The organism is Citrobacter sp. Cf072, from assembly GCF_030334485.1.
GTDB lineage: Bacteria > Pseudomonadota > Gammaproteobacteria > Enterobacterales > Enterobacteriaceae > Citrobacter > Citrobacter freundii.
The window spans coordinates 64,508-80,398 of the sequence record NZ_JAOWDX010000039.1; the positions used below are offsets into that span (position 1 = coordinate 64,508).

A 15,891-nucleotide genomic window follows, 5' to 3' on the forward strand; every position below is an offset into this window, starting at 1 on the left:
TGAATATCAACCAATGCCAGCTGTTGCGCGTATCGTAATAGCTGGCTATCGCGAGTGATGGCTATGAGTGAACAATTTCTGATACCGCTGACAGAATGGAAAGCCGGTCGCTTTGGTTTTGTAATTACCAATACCACGCTGGTGAAATACGGCAAGCTGGGCTACATAAACCCGAAGCCGGAAAAAATTTGCGGGCGCTGGTGTGTAGATCGCAATGCAGTGTATGTCGGCCCCGGCGCTGTCGGCGTGGCGCCAGAAATTCATGATAACGATGATGACGCGCTAAAGGAGATCCTCAATCATGTCGCCAAGGCCACGAAAAAATAGCATCTCCATTCCCGGGCTTTATGCCCGGTTTGATCGCCGAACCGACAAAACCTATTACCAATATAAAAACCCAGTAACCGGAAAATTTCACGGACTCGGAACCGATAAAACCAAAGCAGAAAAAATAGCGGTCATCGCCAATCAGCGACTGGCTGCGGCAGAAGCTGATTATTTCCTGAAAAAAATCGATGAAAAACCATCATTAAATAAGGCGCGCGGGATCAGTTTAAAGGCGTGGATTGTTCGCTATGAAAAAGTGCAGCGCACACGTGTAGACAACGGTGATCTGTCAGAAACCCGACTCAAAGAAAAGATGAGGATGGCTAATCTTTTGGTTGGTCGACTTGGTAATCATCCGTTGCGTAGTCTGGAAGTCAGGGATTTTTCCCTGATACTGGAGGAATGGCTCGATAAGGGGCAGGCCAGCACAGCGCTAAACAATCGCGTGGTGTGGGTGGATATTTATCGCGAAGCACAGCATGCGGGTGAAGTTCCTCCTGGCTGGAATCCTCCGGAGGCGACGCGAAAACCGGTACCGAAAGTGACCCGGGCACGACTCAGCATCGAGGACTGGCGGGCCATATTCAATGTTACCCCTGAAGGGCATTACAACAGGAACGCCATGCTTCTCGCCCTGGTTACCGGCCAGCGAAGAGAGGATATTGTCAGAATGAAATTTTCTGATGTGTGGGACGGTCATTTGCATGTCATTCAGGGCAAAACAGGTATGCGCCTTGCGTTACCCCTGTCACTTCATTGCGATGCCGTGGGCATGACGCTCAAAGAGGTCATTGCCGGTTGTCGCAACAAGATTGTTAGCCCTTACCTGGTTCACAGCCGGTTGCAGAAAAAAGGCCAGCCAATGAGCAAAGACAACCTGTCAGATTATTTTGCGGATGCCCGGGATCTGGCGGGAATTAAGCCACCAGCCGGGAAAACGCCAACGACATTCCACGAGCAACGCTCGCTAGCCGAACGACTGTACCGCGCGCAAGGGATCGACACTAAAACGCTGCTGGGCCATAAAGTGCAGGCAACAACAGATCGCTATAACGACACTCGTGGACAGGAATGGCTAAAGCTAGTCATTTAAATGGGCATTTTTTTCCGATCACCTGGAAAATTGTTGTAAAATTCGCGGCCTTAGTGATGGCCGCTTATTTTTTGGCTGTCTGTTTTGGTGGGAAGTTTTGGAGAGATTTTGGAGAAGAGAAAAAGTTGATTATTTTCAATGCTCTGAAAGCGTCACGCCTTCTGAACAAGAAGGTGGAACTCGAATGATCGGTCGACTGCTCCGCGGCGGTTTTATGACCGCTATCTACGCGTATCTGTATATTCCAATCATCATTCTGATTGTGAACTCCTTTAACAGCTCGCGCTTCGGCATCAACTGGCAGGGTTTTACTACCAAATGGTACGGCCTGCTGATGAATAACGACAGCCTGTTGCAGGCGGCGCAGCACTCGCTGACGATGGCTGTGCTATCCGCCACGTTTGCCACCTTGATCGGCTCACTCACTGCGGTTGCGCTGTACCGCTACCGTTTTCGCGGTAAACCGTTCGTCAGTGGTATGCTGTTCGTGGTGATGATGTCGCCAGATATTGTGATGGCAATATCTCTGCTGGTGCTGTTTATGCTGATCGGCATTCAACTGGGTTTCTGGTCGCTGTTGTTCTCACATATCACTTTTTGTCTGCCTTTTGTGGTGGTGACAGTTTACTCACGCCTGAAAGGTTTTGATGTACGCATGCTTGAGGCTGCTAAAGATTTGGGTGCCAGCGAAGTAACTATTCTGCGCAAGATTATACTGCCACTGGCTATGCCTGCGGTGGCTGCAGGTTGGTTGCTGAGCTTTACGCTGTCGATGGATGATGTCGTCGTTTCGTCCTTCGTTACCGGACCGGGTTATGAAATTCTGCCATTAAAAATCTACTCAATGGTCAAAGTCGGTGTATCACCAGAGGTGAACGCGCTGGCGACCATTTTGTTGGTTCTGTCGCTGGTTATGGTGATCGCCAGCCAGCTTATTGCACGTGATAAAACCAAGGGCCGCTGAGGCCCTTAATTCAGGGGACGTTAAATGATGAAAAAATGGTCACGCCACCTGCTCGCGGCGGGTGCTCTGGCACTGGGCATGAGCGCCGCTCACGCGAATGACAACAACACGCTCTATTTCTATAACTGGACCGAGTATGTCCCGCCAGGGCTGCTGGAACAATTCACCAAAGAGACCGGCATTAAGGTTATCTATTCGACCTACGAGTCGAACGAAACCATGTACGCCAAGCTCAAAACCTATAAAGACGGCGCATACGATCTGGTGGTTCCGTCCACCTATTATGTCGATAAAATGCGTAAAGAAGGCATGATCCAGAAGATCGACAAGTCGACGTTGACCAACTTCCACAACCTCGATCCGGAAATGCTCAACAAGCCGTTTGACCCGAACAATGACTACTCCATCCCGTATATCTGGGGTGCGACGGCCATTGGCGTAAACAGCGATGCTATCGATCCGAAAACCGTCACCAGTTGGGCCGATCTATGGAAACCGGAGTACAAAGGCAGTCTGCTGTTAACGGATGATGCGCGTGAAGTGTTCCAGATGGCGCTGCGCAAGCTGGGATACTCCGGCAATACCACCGACCCGAAAGAGATTGAAGCCGCCTATAACGAACTGAAGAAGCTGATGCCTAACGTCGCGGCGTTTAACTCTGACAACCCGGCCAACCCGTATATGGAAGGTGAAGTCAATCTGGGGATGGTATGGAATGGCTCCGCGTATGTTGCGCGTCAGGCAGGTACACCGCTGGAAGTGGTATGGCCTAAAGAAGGTGGCATTTTCTGGATGGATAGCCTGTCTATTCCGGCTAACGCGAAAAACAAAGAAGGTGCGCTGAAGCTGATTAACTTCCTGCTGCGCCCGGACGTGGCGAAAGAAGTTGCGGAAACTATTGGTTATCCGACGCCAAACCTGGCAGCACGTAAGCTGTTAAGCCCTGAAGTCGCAAATGATAAAACCCTGTACCCTGACGCAGAAACCATCAACAAAGGGGAATGGCAGAACGACGTCGGTTCCGCCAGCGCTATCTATGAAGAGTATTATCAGAAGCTAAAAGCAGGACGTTAATTGCCCTCCTCGTAGGCCGGATAAGACGCGCCAGCGTCGCATCCGGCGCATCATCACTGCCCGATGGCGCTGCGCTTATCGGGCCTACGCCATCCGTGCTCACAGACCTTTCAATAACTTCTCAACAAACTCTGGCACCACCTGGCTTGCCGGACCGTAATACTTCTCTTCAAACTCGCTGCCAACCTGGCTCGGTTCGAGATTTAGTTCTACCGTATGTGCCCCATGCAGCCGCGCCTCATGCACAAAACCCGCAGCCGGATAAACATGTCCCGATGTGCCAATCGCAATGAATACATCCGCCATTGCCAGCGCCATGTAAATTTCATCCATGCCCAGCGGCATTTCACCAAACCACACCACGTGTGGTCGCAGCGGTGCCGGAAATTGACAGCAGTGACATTTATCTTCCGGGGTCACATCGTCCTTCCATTCCAGAATCTGCCCGCTTTGCGAGCAGCGAACCTTGAGCAGTTCGCCGTGCATATGGATAACGTTCTGGCTGCCCGCACGCTCATGCAGGTTATCAATGTTCTGCGTCACCAGTAAAAAACGGTCGCCCAGTTCGGCTTCGAGTTTTGCCAGTGCGATATGCGCCGCGTTGGGCTGGATTTCTGGCTGTTGCAATTGATGGCGACGGGCGTTATAAAACGACTGAACCAGTTCCGGGTTTCGACTAAATCCTTCCGGAGTCGCAACGTCCTCAACCCGATGTTCTTCCCAGAGACCATCCGCCGCGCGGAAGGTTCGAATTCCTGACTCAGCGGAGATTCCCGCTCCCGTCAGTACCAGCACTCTTGGTTTTTCCATCAATTCAGGCACCACTCTGTCTCTGAAAAAGATTCGTTGACGCAGGCGATCGCGCAAATGGCGTTTATTTTTACGAAAGCGGCTTAACCGATGACCCCGACGCGACAGCATAACAACCTCTTTGTATTAATCGGTAAGATGTAGGAAAGCAGCCCCGCGCATCCCGCCGGCATCACCGTGCCGTGCCTGCTCAATACGCGGTACCCGGGCAACCGGCAACAGATGACGTGGCAGTCGGTCCGTCAGTTGCGTCGTAATAGCGGTAAAATTCGATAAGCCTCCGCCAATCACCACCAAATCAGGATCGACGATAGTCAGGATATTCCCAAGACACACCGCCAGCAAATCCAGATAGCGTTCTACGTGTGCACGCGCATGTTCATCGCCCTGCTCCCACAACGCGATAATTTCACGGGCATCCAGCGGTTGATGGTAGTAATGCTGATACAACCACGCAAATCCACCGCCGGAAAGATAGCTTTCGATGCATCCCAGTTGGCCGCATCCGCAGCGGCGCAGCGGGAAATCAAAGCCCATCAGCGTCAGCGCATCGACCGGCAAACGAATATGACCAAACTCGCCGGTGATATAGCTGCGTCCGGTGATGGATTTCCCGTTAAGCACCAGGCCGCCGCCAACGCCCGTACCGAGGATCAACCCCATCACCAGCGGATATTGGGTAAACTCGTCATCCCAGGCTTCGGAGAGAGCAAAACAGTTCGCATCGTTATCCAGACGCACATCGCGGTCAAGGCGAGCGCTAAGATCGGCGCGGAGCGGTTTGCCACTGGCGGCAGGAACGTTGGCCGCGTACAACGTGCCGTCTTCCGTTTCCGGCATGCCAGGAATCCCGATACCGACCGAACCTTTGATACCAAAACGCTGGTCAGCTTCCGTCACCAGATTGCAGACCGCATCAAGGAAAGCGTCGTAGCTGTCGCGAGGTGTAGGGACGCGAGTTTCCCATTGCAGACGACGTTGCTTATCAAACACGCCCAGCGCAATTTTGGTCCCGCCGATGTCAAATCCGTAATACATCACCGCTCCTTGATACACGTCATCCTTCAAGATGCCTCTGCGTTGGCTACGCCTTGATGCAGCATGAATGCTGTCGTGTATTATTGTTGTTATTGGCCGCTAAGTACTCTCGCAGGATCAATATTGCTGGCGCGACGCGCCGGATACCAACTTGCCAAAAGACTCAGCACGAGTGCTGTCACCAGCACGTAAATCACATCCAGCCAGTGTAATTCCGATGGCAGGAAGTCAATGAAATAGATATCGCCGGACAGGAACCGATGACCGATAAGCGCCTCGATTCCGTTGATGATCGGCGTCAGTTGCAACGAGACAACCACCCCGATGACGACGCCTATCAGGCTACCGAACAGACCCGCCAGCAGGCCGTACCAGACAAAAATGGCACGGATCAACCCATCTTTCGCCCCGAGGGTTCTTAATACCGCAATATCGCCGCTTTTGTCTTTTACCGCCATCACTAACGTGGAAACGATATTAAAGCAGGCCACACCAATCACCAGCACCATCGCCAGATACATAATGGCGCGAATCATCTGGATATCGCGATACATATAGCCGTAAGTACCGATCCAGCTCTTAATATAAACATAGTTATTGGTGACTTCACCCGCGTCCCGCACCAGCTTATTGGCGTTAAACACGTCGTTAACCTTCAGCGCAATCCCGGAAACGCTGGTTCCCATATCCAGATATTGCTGCGCATCTTCCATTGGGATCATGGCAAAGCTGTGATCGAGCTGACCGCTCAGCTGCAGAATTCCCGTTACGTGCAAACGCACGCGTTTAGGCTGCTGTAATTTATGATCCGCGCTGGCGTTAGGGATCATAATCGACACCCAGTCGCCCTGCTTCACCTTCAGCGCATCGGCAATACCCTTACCAATGATGATTTGTTGTTCACCGGCTTTAAAATTATCCCAGGCATGGTTTTGCACGAAGGATGGCAGTGCGCTTAAACGCTGTTCCTGTTTCGGGTCAACGCCCTTCACCTGCACCGCGCGTAAGTTCGCCCCGCTCTCTACCAGTCCGGTAAAGTTGATATAAGGCGCCGCGGCGACAATACCCGGCACTTTTTGTACTTTGTCGAGCGCTTCCTGCCAGTTATTCCACGGCTGATTTACGGCTTCAATCTCTCCGTGTGGGACTACGGCCAGAATACGGTTGTTCAGCTCACGCTCAAATCCGTTCATGGCACTTAAACCAACGATCAACACCGCCACACCCAACGCGATGCCAACGGTGGAAATCACAGATATCAGCGAAACCATACCGCCGCGCCGCCGACCACGGCTAAAGCGCAGACCAATCAATAACGATAAAGGCGAAGCCATTACTCAGCTCCCATCAGGCTCAGTTCTGCCGTCAGGCGACCATCGCGCATCTCCAGCTGGCGGCTCATCCGCTTCGCCAGTTGCAGATCGTGCGTCACCACCAGAAATGCCGTGCCCTGAGAACGGTTCAGCTCGCCCAGAAGCTCGAAAATGCTGTCCGCGTTACGCGCATCCAGGTTACCCGTTGGCTCATCCGCCAGGACCAGACGCGGGTTATTCACCAGCGCACGAGCGATGGCCACACGCTGGCGTTCGCCGCCAGACAGTTCAGACGGGCGATGACTGGCACGATGATCCAGTCCTACGGCTTTCAGCATATCCCGTGCGCGCTCGGTTATTTCAGCTGGTTTTTTCTTGCCTATCAGCAGCGGCATCGCTACGTTTTCCAGCGCGGTAAAGTCCGGCAGTAAATGGTGGAACTGGTAAATAAAGCCCAGCTTCTGATTACGCAGTTCCGCTTTCGCCGCCGACGAGAGCTTGCTCATTGGCTGACCGCTAAAAATGACGTCGCCGGAAGTCGGGGTATCCAACCCGCCTAACAGATGCAGCAGCGTACTCTTGCCGGAGCCAGAGCTGCCGACAATCGCCATCATCTCACCTTCGCCGACGCTAAAACTGACATCGTGCAGGACATCGGTCTGCACAGTGCCTTCCTGATAGCGTTTGCACAGGTTGTCGCATTGCAACAGGATCTTATTCATAACGTAAAGCCTCAGCGGGTTGAGTGGCGGCAGCGCGCCAGGAAGGATAAAGCGTAGACAGCAACGCGATGGCCATCGCCACCAGCGCAATGACGATAACCTGCAGCGGCTCGATAGCGACCGGCAGCGCCGCACCATCCAGCAGCACACCAATAATTGGCATCAAATTGTTCAGTTGGCTGGCGAGCAATGCGCCCAGCACCGCGCCAAGCAGCGCGCCGATAATCCCGGCACTGGCCCCCTGAACCATAAACACCATCATTATCTGCCGCGGCGTTAGCCCCTGCGTTTGTAGAATCGCCACTTCTCCTTGCTTCTCCATTACCATCAGACCCAGCGAGGTAATAATATTAAAAGCCGCCACAGCCACGATCAGGCTAAGCAGTAGCCCCATCATGTTCTTCTCCATGCGCACGGCCTGGAACAGTTCCCCTTTGCGCTCGCGCCAGTCCTGCCATTTGGTGCCCTGCGGCAGCGTTTGCTGGCTCAGCGTATCAACTTTTAACGGTTCGTTCAGCCACAGACGCCAGCCGGTAATATTGCCCACCGGATAGCGCATCAGGCGGGAAGCATCCTGAATGTTGGTTAGCATCTGGTAGCCGTCTACTTCGCTGTTGGCGGCGAAGGTGCCAATCACCGTAAACAGACGCTGGCTCGGCAAACGTCCCATCGGCGTAAACTGGCTGGCCGAAGGCACCATCACGCGAATTTGATCGCCACGGTTCACGCCCAACTGCCCGGCAAGCTGCTCGCCGAGGATGACATTATACTTACCCGGTTGCAGATCTGTTTGCTTCACATTGACCAGATACGGCGTTAACGGATCTTTTTGCGCCGGATCGATACCGAGCATCACGCCGACCGCCACGCTACGCGCGCTTTGCAGCACCACATCTCCCGTAGTTATGGGTGCAACTCGGTTGACGCCGTTCAACACCACCGCTTTTTCCGGCAGTTGTTGCGGATTGAGGGAACCCTGTTCAGACGAGAGGACGGCCTGAGGCATCAGACCAAGAATATTGTTTTGCAGCTCGCGCTCAAAACCGTTCATCACCGACAACACCGTGACCAGCGCCATCACCCCGAGGGTAATGCCAATGGTGGAGAGCCAGGAAACGAAGCGACCGAAGCGATCTGCTGCACGCCCACGCATATAACGCAGGCCGATGAATAGAGCGACAGGTTGGTACATGAAATCCGTCTGGTTGCTGTTAGCAAAGTCACGAGTATATAAGCGAAAGCGGAATGGGTAAATGACTGAACCGTAAGTGTTCGTCAGCACTATTCCTAAAAGTATAAATAAATCAATTCACTAAAGCTGTCCCTTTTCCCTTCCATCCCGGTCCCTGATCTTTATCTTAAAAAATCAAAATGCAGACAGTTACGCATTACAGCGCACAGCGGGTTGCGCAGGATGGCAGGCTATAACCAACAATATGGATACGCCGTCTCGATGAATAAAAAAGAACTATGGATTAATAAAATCAAAGGGTTATGTATTTGCCTGGTGGTGATTTACCACTCGGTAATCACATTTTACCCGCACCTCACTACTTTTCAGCATCCGCTTTCAGAGCTGCTGAGCAAATGCTGGATTTACCTCAATTTGTACCTGGCGCCGTTTCGCATGCCGGTCTTTTTCTTTATTTCGGGATATCTGATCCGTCGCTACATTGATAGCGTCCCGTGGGCCACCTGCGTGGATAAACGGATCTGGAGTATTGCCTGGGTGCTGATTCTCTGGGGTGTGGTGCAATGGCTGGCGTTAGTGGCGCTCAATAACTGGCTGGCCCCACAGCGCGATCTGAGCCATGCTGCCAACGCCGCTTATGCTGGTTCGATCGCAGGTTTTACCCACGGGATGCTGACCGCCAGTACCAGCTTGTGGTATCTGTACGCACTGATTGTCTATTTTGTTCTGTGTAAAATTTTCAGCCGCTGGGCGGTGCCGCTGTTGGCGTTATTTGTGGCGCTGAGCGTGACGATCAACTTTGTCCCGACGCCGTGGTGGGGAATGAACAGCGTGATTCGCAATCTGCCCTGGTACAGCCTCGGTGCATGGTTTGGCGCAACGCTGATGGTATGGATTAAGGAGGTGCCCCTGCGCCGCCATGCGCTCATTGTTCTGGTTAGCGCAATCGCCGCCATCGTCGCGTGGCTGGCAAATGTCTCACTATTACTTTCTCTTCTTTCCATTGTGCTGATCATGAAGCTGTTTTATCAATTTGAGCTGCGCTTTGGTATGCGTGAGTCCGGCCCGTTAAGCGTAATTGGTGCCAATACCATCGCCATCTACACCACCCACCGTATTCTGGTTGAGCTGTTCAGCTTAACGCTAATCCCAAACATTAATCATGCCGCCTGGCCTGCATATGCAGAGCTGGCCCTGCTGCTGGTGTATCCATTCGCCTGCCTGCTGCTGTGCACCTTGTTTGGCCTGTTGGTGCGTAAAATTTCACAAAAAACAGTGGCCGACCTGCTCTTTTCCCCGCCTTCATTATCGGTCGTTTCGCGCTAACCCCAACGCGCTTTTTGCCCCCATCAGGGGGCGAATCAATTTGCTTATGAGAAACGATCACGGATAATAAAGAACATTGCTTATCAGATGTATATCTAAACGAGAACCTGACAACCGAATGCCTGAACAACATCGTTACACGCTCCCAGCGAAAGCTGGCGATCAGCGCCAGTTGGGTGAGCTTACCGGTGCCGCCTGCGCAACGCTGGTCGCCGAAATCGCCGAACATCACGCCGGTCCAGTGGTGCTGATCGCGCCGGACATGCAAAATGCTTTGCGCCTGCATGATGAAATTCGTCAGTTTACCGACCAGATGGTGATGAACCTGGCCGACTGGGAAACGCTGCCCTATGACAGTTTTTCTCCCCATCAGGAGATTATCTCTTCGCGTCTCTCTACGCTGTATCAACTGCCTGCCATGCAGCGAGGCGTACTGATCGTTCCGGTAAATACCCTGATGCAGCGTGTCTGTCCGCACAGCTATCTGCACGGGCATGCGCTGGTCATGAAAAAAGGTCAGCGGCTTTCGCGCGACGCCCTGCGCGAACAGCTGGATAGCGCTGGCTATCGCCATGTTGATCAGGTCATGGAACACGGCGAATACGCCACGCGCGGCGCGTTGTTGGATCTGTTCCCGATGGGCAGCGAGTTGCCTTATCGTCTGGATTTCTTTGATGACGAAATCGACAGCCTGCGTCTGTTTGATACCGACACCCAGCGCACGCTGGAAGAAGTCGATGCCATTAATTTGCTTCCCGCGCACGAATTCCCGACTGACAAAACGGCCATCGAGCTATTCCGTAGTCAGTGGCGCGATACCTTTGAGGTTAAACGCGACGCCGAACATATTTATCAGCAGGTCAGCAAAGGCACGTTACCTGCGGGTATTGAATACTGGCAACCGCTGTTTTTCAGCGAGCCGCTGCCGCCGCTGTTCAGCTACTTCCCTGCCAATACGTTATTGGTCAATACCGGTGATATCGAGACCAGCGCAGAACGCTTCCAGGCCGATACCCTGTCACGCTTTGAAAATCGCGGTGTTGATCCAATGCGCCCGCTTCTGCCGCCGGAATCGCTGTGGCTGCGGGTTGATGAGCTGTTTTCTGAACTTAAACGCTGGCCGCGCGTTCAACTGAAAACCGAGAGTCTGGCGAACAAAGCTGCGAATACCAACCTCGGGTTCCAGAAGCTGCCGGACATCGCCGTGCAGGCACAGCAAAAATCACCGTTAGATGCGTTACGTAAATTCCTTGAGGGCTTTACCGGCCCGGTGATTTTCTCGGTCGAAACTGAAGGCCGACGTGAAGCGCTTGGCGAGTTGCTCGCTCGTATCAAAGTGGCACCGAAGCGGATATTGCGACTCGATGAAGCCGTAGATAACGGTCGTTATCTGATGATTGGCGCAGCTGAGCACGGCTTCATCGATAGCAAACGCAATCTGGCACTGATTTGTGAAAGCGATCTGCTTGGGGAACGCGTGGCGCGTCGCCGCCAGGATTCGCGTCGCACCATCAACCCGGATACATTAATTCGTAACCTTGCAGAGCTGCATCCCGGTCAGCCGGTAGTGCATCTGGAACACGGCGTGGGTCGCTATGCCGGGATGACCACGCTGGAAGCGGGCGGTATCACCGGTGAATATCTGATGCTCACCTATGCCAACGACGCCAAACTGTACGTGCCGGTGTCGTCACTGCATCTGATCAGCCGCTATGCGGGCGGTGCAGAAGAGAATGCGCCGCTGCATAAACTGGGCGGCGATGCCTGGTCACGCGCCCGACAGAAAGCCGCTGAGAAGGTGCGCGATGTCGCGGCAGAGCTGCTGGATATTTATGCCCAGCGCGCGGCGAAAGAAGGCTTTGCCTTTAAGCATGACCGTGAACAGTATCAGCTGTTTTGCGACAGCTTCCCGTTTGAAACCACGCCTGACCAGGCGCAGGCGATCAACGCTGTACTCAGCGATATGTGTCAACCGCTGGCCATGGACCGCCTGGTGTGCGGCGACGTCGGTTTTGGTAAAACCGAAGTCGCGATGCGCGCCGCTTTCCTTGCCGTAGAGAACCACAAACAGGTTGCCGTGCTGGTTCCGACTACCCTGCTCGCACAGCAGCACTTCGACAACTTCCGCGATCGTTTTGCCAACTGGCCGGTACGCATTGAGATGTTGTCCCGTTTCCGTAGCGCCAAAGAGCAAGCGCAGATTCTGGAACAGGTTGCCGAGGGGAAAATTGATATTCTCATCGGCACGCACAAACTGCTGCAAGCGGATGTGAAGTTAAAAGATCTGGGTCTGCTGATTGTCGATGAAGAGCACCGTTTCGGCGTTCGCCACAAAGAACGCATCAAGGCGATGCGTGCGGATGTCGATATTCTGACCCTGACGGCAACGCCTATTCCGCGTACGCTCAATATGGCGATGAGCGGCATGCGCGATCTGTCGATCATCGCCACGCCGCCTGCTCGTCGTCTGGCGGTCAAAACCTTCGTACGCGAATACGACAGCCTGGTGGTACGCGAGGCGATCCTGCGTGAAGTTCTGCGCGGGGGACAAGTTTATTATCTGTTTAACGACGTCGAAAATATCCAGAAAACCGCTGACAGATTAGCAGAACTGGTGCCGGAAGCGCGTATTGGTATCGGCCACGGGCAAATGCGCGAGCGCGAGCTGGAACGCGTGATGAACGATTTCCACCATCAGCGTTTTAACGTGCTGGTGTGTACCACTATTATCGAAACCGGGATCGACATTCCGACCGCCAACACCATTATCATCGAACGCGCCGATCACTTTGGTTTAGCGCAATTGCACCAGCTACGCGGTCGTGTGGGACGCTCACACCATCAGGCGTACGCCTGGCTGCTGACGCCGCATCCAAAAGCAATGACCACCGACGCGCAAAAGCGTCTGGAAGCCATCGCTTCGCTGGAAGATTTGGGTGCAGGATTTGCGCTGGCGACCCACGACCTTGAAATTCGCGGCGCCGGGGAACTGCTGGGTGAAGATCAAAGTGGTTCCATGGAAAGCATCGGCTTCTCGTTGTATATGGAGCTGCTGGAAAATGCTGTCGATGCGCTCAAGGAGGGACGCGAACCGTCACTGGAAGATCTCACCAGCCAGCAAACCGAAGTTGAATTGCGTATGCCGTCTCTGCTGCCGGATAACTATATACCGGATGTTAACACCCGACTATCGTTCTACAAGCGCATTGCCAGCGCGAAAGGCGAAAACGAACTGGAAGAGATTAAGGTCGAGCTGATAGATCGTTTTGGCCTGCTGCCCGACCCGGCCCGTACGTTGCTGGATATCGCTCGTTTACGCCAGCAGGCGCAGAAACTGGGGATCAGAAAGCTCGAAGGTCATGACAAAGGCGGTACCATCGAATTTGCCGAGAAAAACCACGTCAACCCGGTCTGGCTGATTGGTTTACTGCAAAAACAACCGCAACACTTCCGTCTGGACGGCCCAACCCGACTGAAATTTATGCAAGATCTGGGCGAGCGTAAAACGCGGATCGACTGGGTCCGCCAGTTTATGCGTCAGCTTGAAGAAAACGCCGTAGCATAGTGAACAGGCCGGGTGAGCACACCACTCACCCGGCCTGATGAATTTACAAACTCTTTGCACTTCCCTGCACTTCCAGACACAGCAAACCGCCATAATTCTCGTTTACTTTTACATAATAAAAACCACGTAAAAACAATGGATTTATGGTGATGTTAAACAATAAACGACTCTCTCGCTGGCTCGCGTTTTTTACGCTGGCAGCGACCTTCGCGTTAGCACTTCCGGCTCAGGCAAACACCTGGCCGCTACCGCCGCCGGGAAGCCGTCTGGTGGGCCAGAATACCGTTCACGTTGTTGAAGACAATGGCGGTTCTCTGGAGGCGATTGCGAAAAAATATAATGTCGGCTTTTTAGCGCTGCTGCAGGCCAACCCCGGCGTTGACCCTTACGTACCACGTCCGGGCAGCGTGCTGACTATACCGTTACAAACTCTGCTACCTGACGCCCCGCGCGAAGGTATTGTTATCAACCTCGCCGAACTGCGTCTTTATTATTACCAGCCGGGGACCAATTCGGTGACCGTTTATCCTATTGGTATTGGCCAGTTAGGTGGTGACACGCTGACGCCTACGATGGTAACCACCATTTCTGATAAACGCGCCAACCCCACCTGGACGCCGACGGCAAATATCCGCGCGCGATACAAAGCAAACGGAATTGACCTGCCTGCCGTTGTACCTGCCGGTCCGGATAACCCGATGGGCCATCATGCAATTCGCTTAGCGGCATACGGCGGCGTTTATCTGCTGCATGGCACCAATGCTGACTTTGGCATCGGCATGCGCGTCAGTTCCGGCTGTATTCGTCTGCGAGACGGTGATATCGAAACCCTGTTCCGTCAGGTAACGCCCGGAACTAAGGTCAATATTATCAATACACCGATCAAAGCATCCGTTGAGCCTAACGGCGTGCGGCTGGTAGAAGTGCATCAGCCGCTGTCCGAAAAAATCAATGACGACCCGCAACTGTTGCCAATCGTGCTGAACGCGTCCATGCAGACATTTAAAAATGCGGCGCAAACAGATACCGCCGTCATGGATCATGCGATGGAGATTCGCTCAGGCATGCCGGTCGATGTGACCCGTCATCACGACGTTGCTCAACAGCCGATGTAAACTCCGCACATAAAAAAACCCCCGCTGGATTTTATTCCGCGGGGGTTTTTTATTTAACTCGCAGTGGCATTGCGATGGGTTAAATCTTATTTGTAGATAACAGCAGTCCCATGAAGGGTGTTAGGGCCGGTAACGGAAGTAATACGGAAAGACTTCGCACCCATCTCATCGGCTTTCTGCGCCAGTTGATCTTCCAGTGAACCTAAGTTAGTCCCCGCATTCGCAGAAATAGTACCGACTTTCTCTTGACCCGCAGGTGTGGACTGAACTTCAACAGCGGCGAAGCTTGCAAATGACAGTGAGCTAAGAACAGCAGCAACAAACAGGGTTTTTACGTTTTTCATGATAGTGACCTTTAGCAGATGAATGGGTGTCGAAAAGATTAACTTAACGATCGATAGGTAAATCATAGATGTGATCCAGGTCACACGTCAATGCTTTTTTATAATGATCGTTATATAAAATATAAAGGTCTTATTTTTCATGACAATAGATATAATTTATTTTTATCGTGAATCCGCTGGAGTGTGCAGTCGAATATTTTTATAATGGTTATTCAATAAACCCAACAAAGGTACATCGGCGCCATGACAACTGAAACGACAGGTTGTGCAAAAAAAAGCCGTGGCCGACCAAAAGTGTTCGACAGGGAAGCCGCGCTTGATAAGGCCATGACACTCTTCTGGCAGCACGGATATGAAGCGACCTCGCTCGCCGATCTCGTAGAAGCTACCGGCGCAAAAGCGCCCACGCTGTATGCGGAGTTCACCAATAAAGAAGGGTTGTTCCGTGCCGTGCTGGACCGCTACATCACCCGCTTTGCGGCGAAACACGAAGCTCAGCTGTTTTGTGAAGAAAAAAGCCTTGAGTCCGCACTGGAAGACTATTTCACCGCCGTAGCGACCTGCTTTACCAGCAAGGACACCCCGGCGGGATGTTTCATGATTAACACTTCTGCGACGCTGGCAGCCTCTTCCCGCGATATTGCGCACACGGTGAAATCCCGCCATGCAATGCAGGAACAGACGCTTACTCAGTTTCTTCATCAACGTCAGCAACGAGGTGAAATCCCCGCCTACTGTGACGTGCAAAAACTGGCTGAATACCTGAACTGTATTTTACAAGGTATGTCGATCAGCGCCCGTGAAGGTGCAACGTTTGAAAAACTGATGCAGATCGCACGTACCACCCTGCGACTGTGGCCCGAACTCGTCAAAGCTTAACCCTTTCCCGCAATTCCCTCGCTGTACTAACACCCCCGGGAGCTGATAAAGCCCCCGGTTAGATTCCCGTTCCATTGTCCCTACATTTCTCATTGTTTTCATCGTGTTATCCGATCATTTTTTGTAAAA

The 15,891-nt window shown here is 52.8% G+C and carries 15 protein-coding genes; 9 read left to right on the plus strand and 6 right to left on the minus strand.

Going from position 1 to position 15,891, the window contains the following annotated elements; genetic code table 11:
• The first annotated feature begins 63 nt into the window (after positions 1-63).
• From OGX66_RS07550 to potD, 5 genes are read left to right on the plus strand one after another with little or no spacing between them, the layout of a single operon-like run.
• Entirely contained in the window at positions 64-327 is a 264-nt protein-coding gene (locus OGX66_RS07550) for an excisionase (RefSeq protein WP_137397962.1), read from the plus strand.
• Positions 302-1,420 carry a phage integrase Arm DNA-binding domain-containing protein gene (locus OGX66_RS07555; RefSeq protein ID WP_115258738.1) on the plus strand — a complete coding sequence of 373 codons (1,119 nt, stop codon included), beginning with the start codon at positions 302-304 and terminating at the stop codon, positions 1,418-1,420. Before OGX66_RS07550 ends, OGX66_RS07555 begins: the two co-directional genes overlap by 26 nt.
• The gene (locus OGX66_RS07560; protein ID WP_137397961.1) at positions 1,399-1,608 is read left to right on the plus strand and encodes a hypothetical protein; all 210 of its coding nucleotides are present in this window, start codon (positions 1,399-1,401) and stop codon (positions 1,606-1,608) included. The genes OGX66_RS07555 and OGX66_RS07560 overlap by 22 nt, the downstream gene beginning before the upstream one ends.
• A complete protein-coding gene (gene potC / locus OGX66_RS07565; protein WP_003030794.1) occupies positions 1,605-2,384 on the plus strand; it encodes a spermidine/putrescine ABC transporter permease PotC in 780 nt (259 codons plus the stop codon). The genes OGX66_RS07560 and potC overlap by 4 nt, the downstream gene beginning before the upstream one ends.
• A gap of 27 nt (positions 2,385-2,411) precedes the next feature.
• Positions 2,412-3,458 carry a spermidine/putrescine ABC transporter substrate-binding protein PotD gene (potD, locus tag OGX66_RS07570; protein WP_003030797.1) on the plus strand — a complete coding sequence of 349 codons (1,047 nt, stop codon included), beginning with the start codon at positions 2,412-2,414 and terminating at the stop codon, positions 3,456-3,458.
• A gap of 99 nt (positions 3,459-3,557) precedes the next feature.
• Here the strand turns inward: potD and cobB are convergent, their stop codons facing one another.
• From cobB to lolC, 5 genes are all read right to left on the minus strand, one after another.
• On the minus strand, positions 3,558-4,379 hold the full coding sequence (cobB, locus tag OGX66_RS07575) for a Sir2 family NAD+-dependent deacetylase (protein ID WP_003030799.1): 822 nt from the start codon (positions 4,377-4,379) through the stop codon (positions 3,558-3,560).
• 15 nt (positions 4,380-4,394) lie between these two features.
• A complete protein-coding gene (gene nagK / locus OGX66_RS07580; protein ID WP_003030802.1) occupies positions 4,395-5,306 on the minus strand; it encodes an N-acetylglucosamine kinase in 912 nt (303 codons plus the stop codon).
• Between the two features lie 89 nt (positions 5,307-5,395).
• Positions 5,396-6,640 carry a lipoprotein-releasing ABC transporter permease subunit LolE gene (gene lolE / locus OGX66_RS07585; protein ID WP_088902431.1) on the minus strand — a complete coding sequence of 415 codons (1,245 nt, stop codon included), beginning with the start codon at positions 6,638-6,640 and terminating at the stop codon, positions 5,396-5,398.
• Positions 6,640-7,341: a lipoprotein-releasing ABC transporter ATP-binding protein LolD gene (lolD, locus tag OGX66_RS07590; protein WP_003030805.1), complete on the minus strand. Its 702-nt coding sequence runs from the start codon at positions 7,339-7,341 to the stop codon at positions 6,640-6,642. The genes lolE and lolD overlap by 1 nt, the downstream gene beginning before the upstream one ends.
• Entirely contained in the window at positions 7,334-8,533 is a 1,200-nt protein-coding gene (gene lolC / locus OGX66_RS07595; protein WP_003030806.1) for a lipoprotein-releasing ABC transporter permease subunit LolC, read from the minus strand. The genes lolD and lolC overlap by 8 nt, the downstream gene beginning before the upstream one ends.
• Before the next feature lie 261 nt (positions 8,534-8,794).
• Here lolC and OGX66_RS07600 point away from each other — a divergent pair, with 261 nt between their 5' ends.
• The 3 genes from OGX66_RS07600 (at position 8,795) to ldtC (ending at position 14,539) form a co-directional block, all read left to right on the plus strand.
• Positions 8,795-9,859, plus strand: a complete 1,065-nt coding sequence (locus tag OGX66_RS07600; RefSeq protein ID WP_088902432.1) for an acyltransferase family protein — start codon at positions 8,795-8,797, stop codon at positions 9,857-9,859.
• 118 nt (positions 9,860-9,977) lie between these two features.
• Positions 9,978-13,424: a transcription-repair coupling factor gene (gene mfd, locus OGX66_RS07605; RefSeq protein WP_270939456.1), complete on the plus strand. Its 3,447-nt coding sequence runs from the start codon at positions 9,978-9,980 to the stop codon at positions 13,422-13,424.
• Between the two features lie 149 nt (positions 13,425-13,573).
• Positions 13,574-14,539 (plus strand): L,D-transpeptidase LdtC, encoded by a 966-nt coding sequence (ldtC, locus tag OGX66_RS07610; RefSeq protein WP_003846722.1) that lies wholly within the window; start codon positions 13,574-13,576, stop codon positions 14,537-14,539.
• A gap of 86 nt (positions 14,540-14,625) precedes the next feature.
• On the opposite strand, the gene bhsA is transcribed toward ldtC, so the two are convergent.
• On the minus strand, positions 14,626-14,883 hold the full coding sequence (gene bhsA, locus OGX66_RS07615; protein ID WP_003030810.1) for a multiple stress resistance protein BhsA: 258 nt from the start codon (positions 14,881-14,883) through the stop codon (positions 14,626-14,628).
• A gap of 243 nt (positions 14,884-15,126) precedes the next feature.
• Between bhsA and comR the strand changes: the two genes are divergently transcribed.
• A complete protein-coding gene (gene comR, locus OGX66_RS07620) occupies positions 15,127-15,762 on the plus strand; it encodes a TetR family copper-responsive transcriptional repressor ComR (protein ID WP_016149993.1) in 636 nt (211 codons plus the stop codon).
• Positions 15,763-15,891 lie beyond the last annotated feature (129 nt).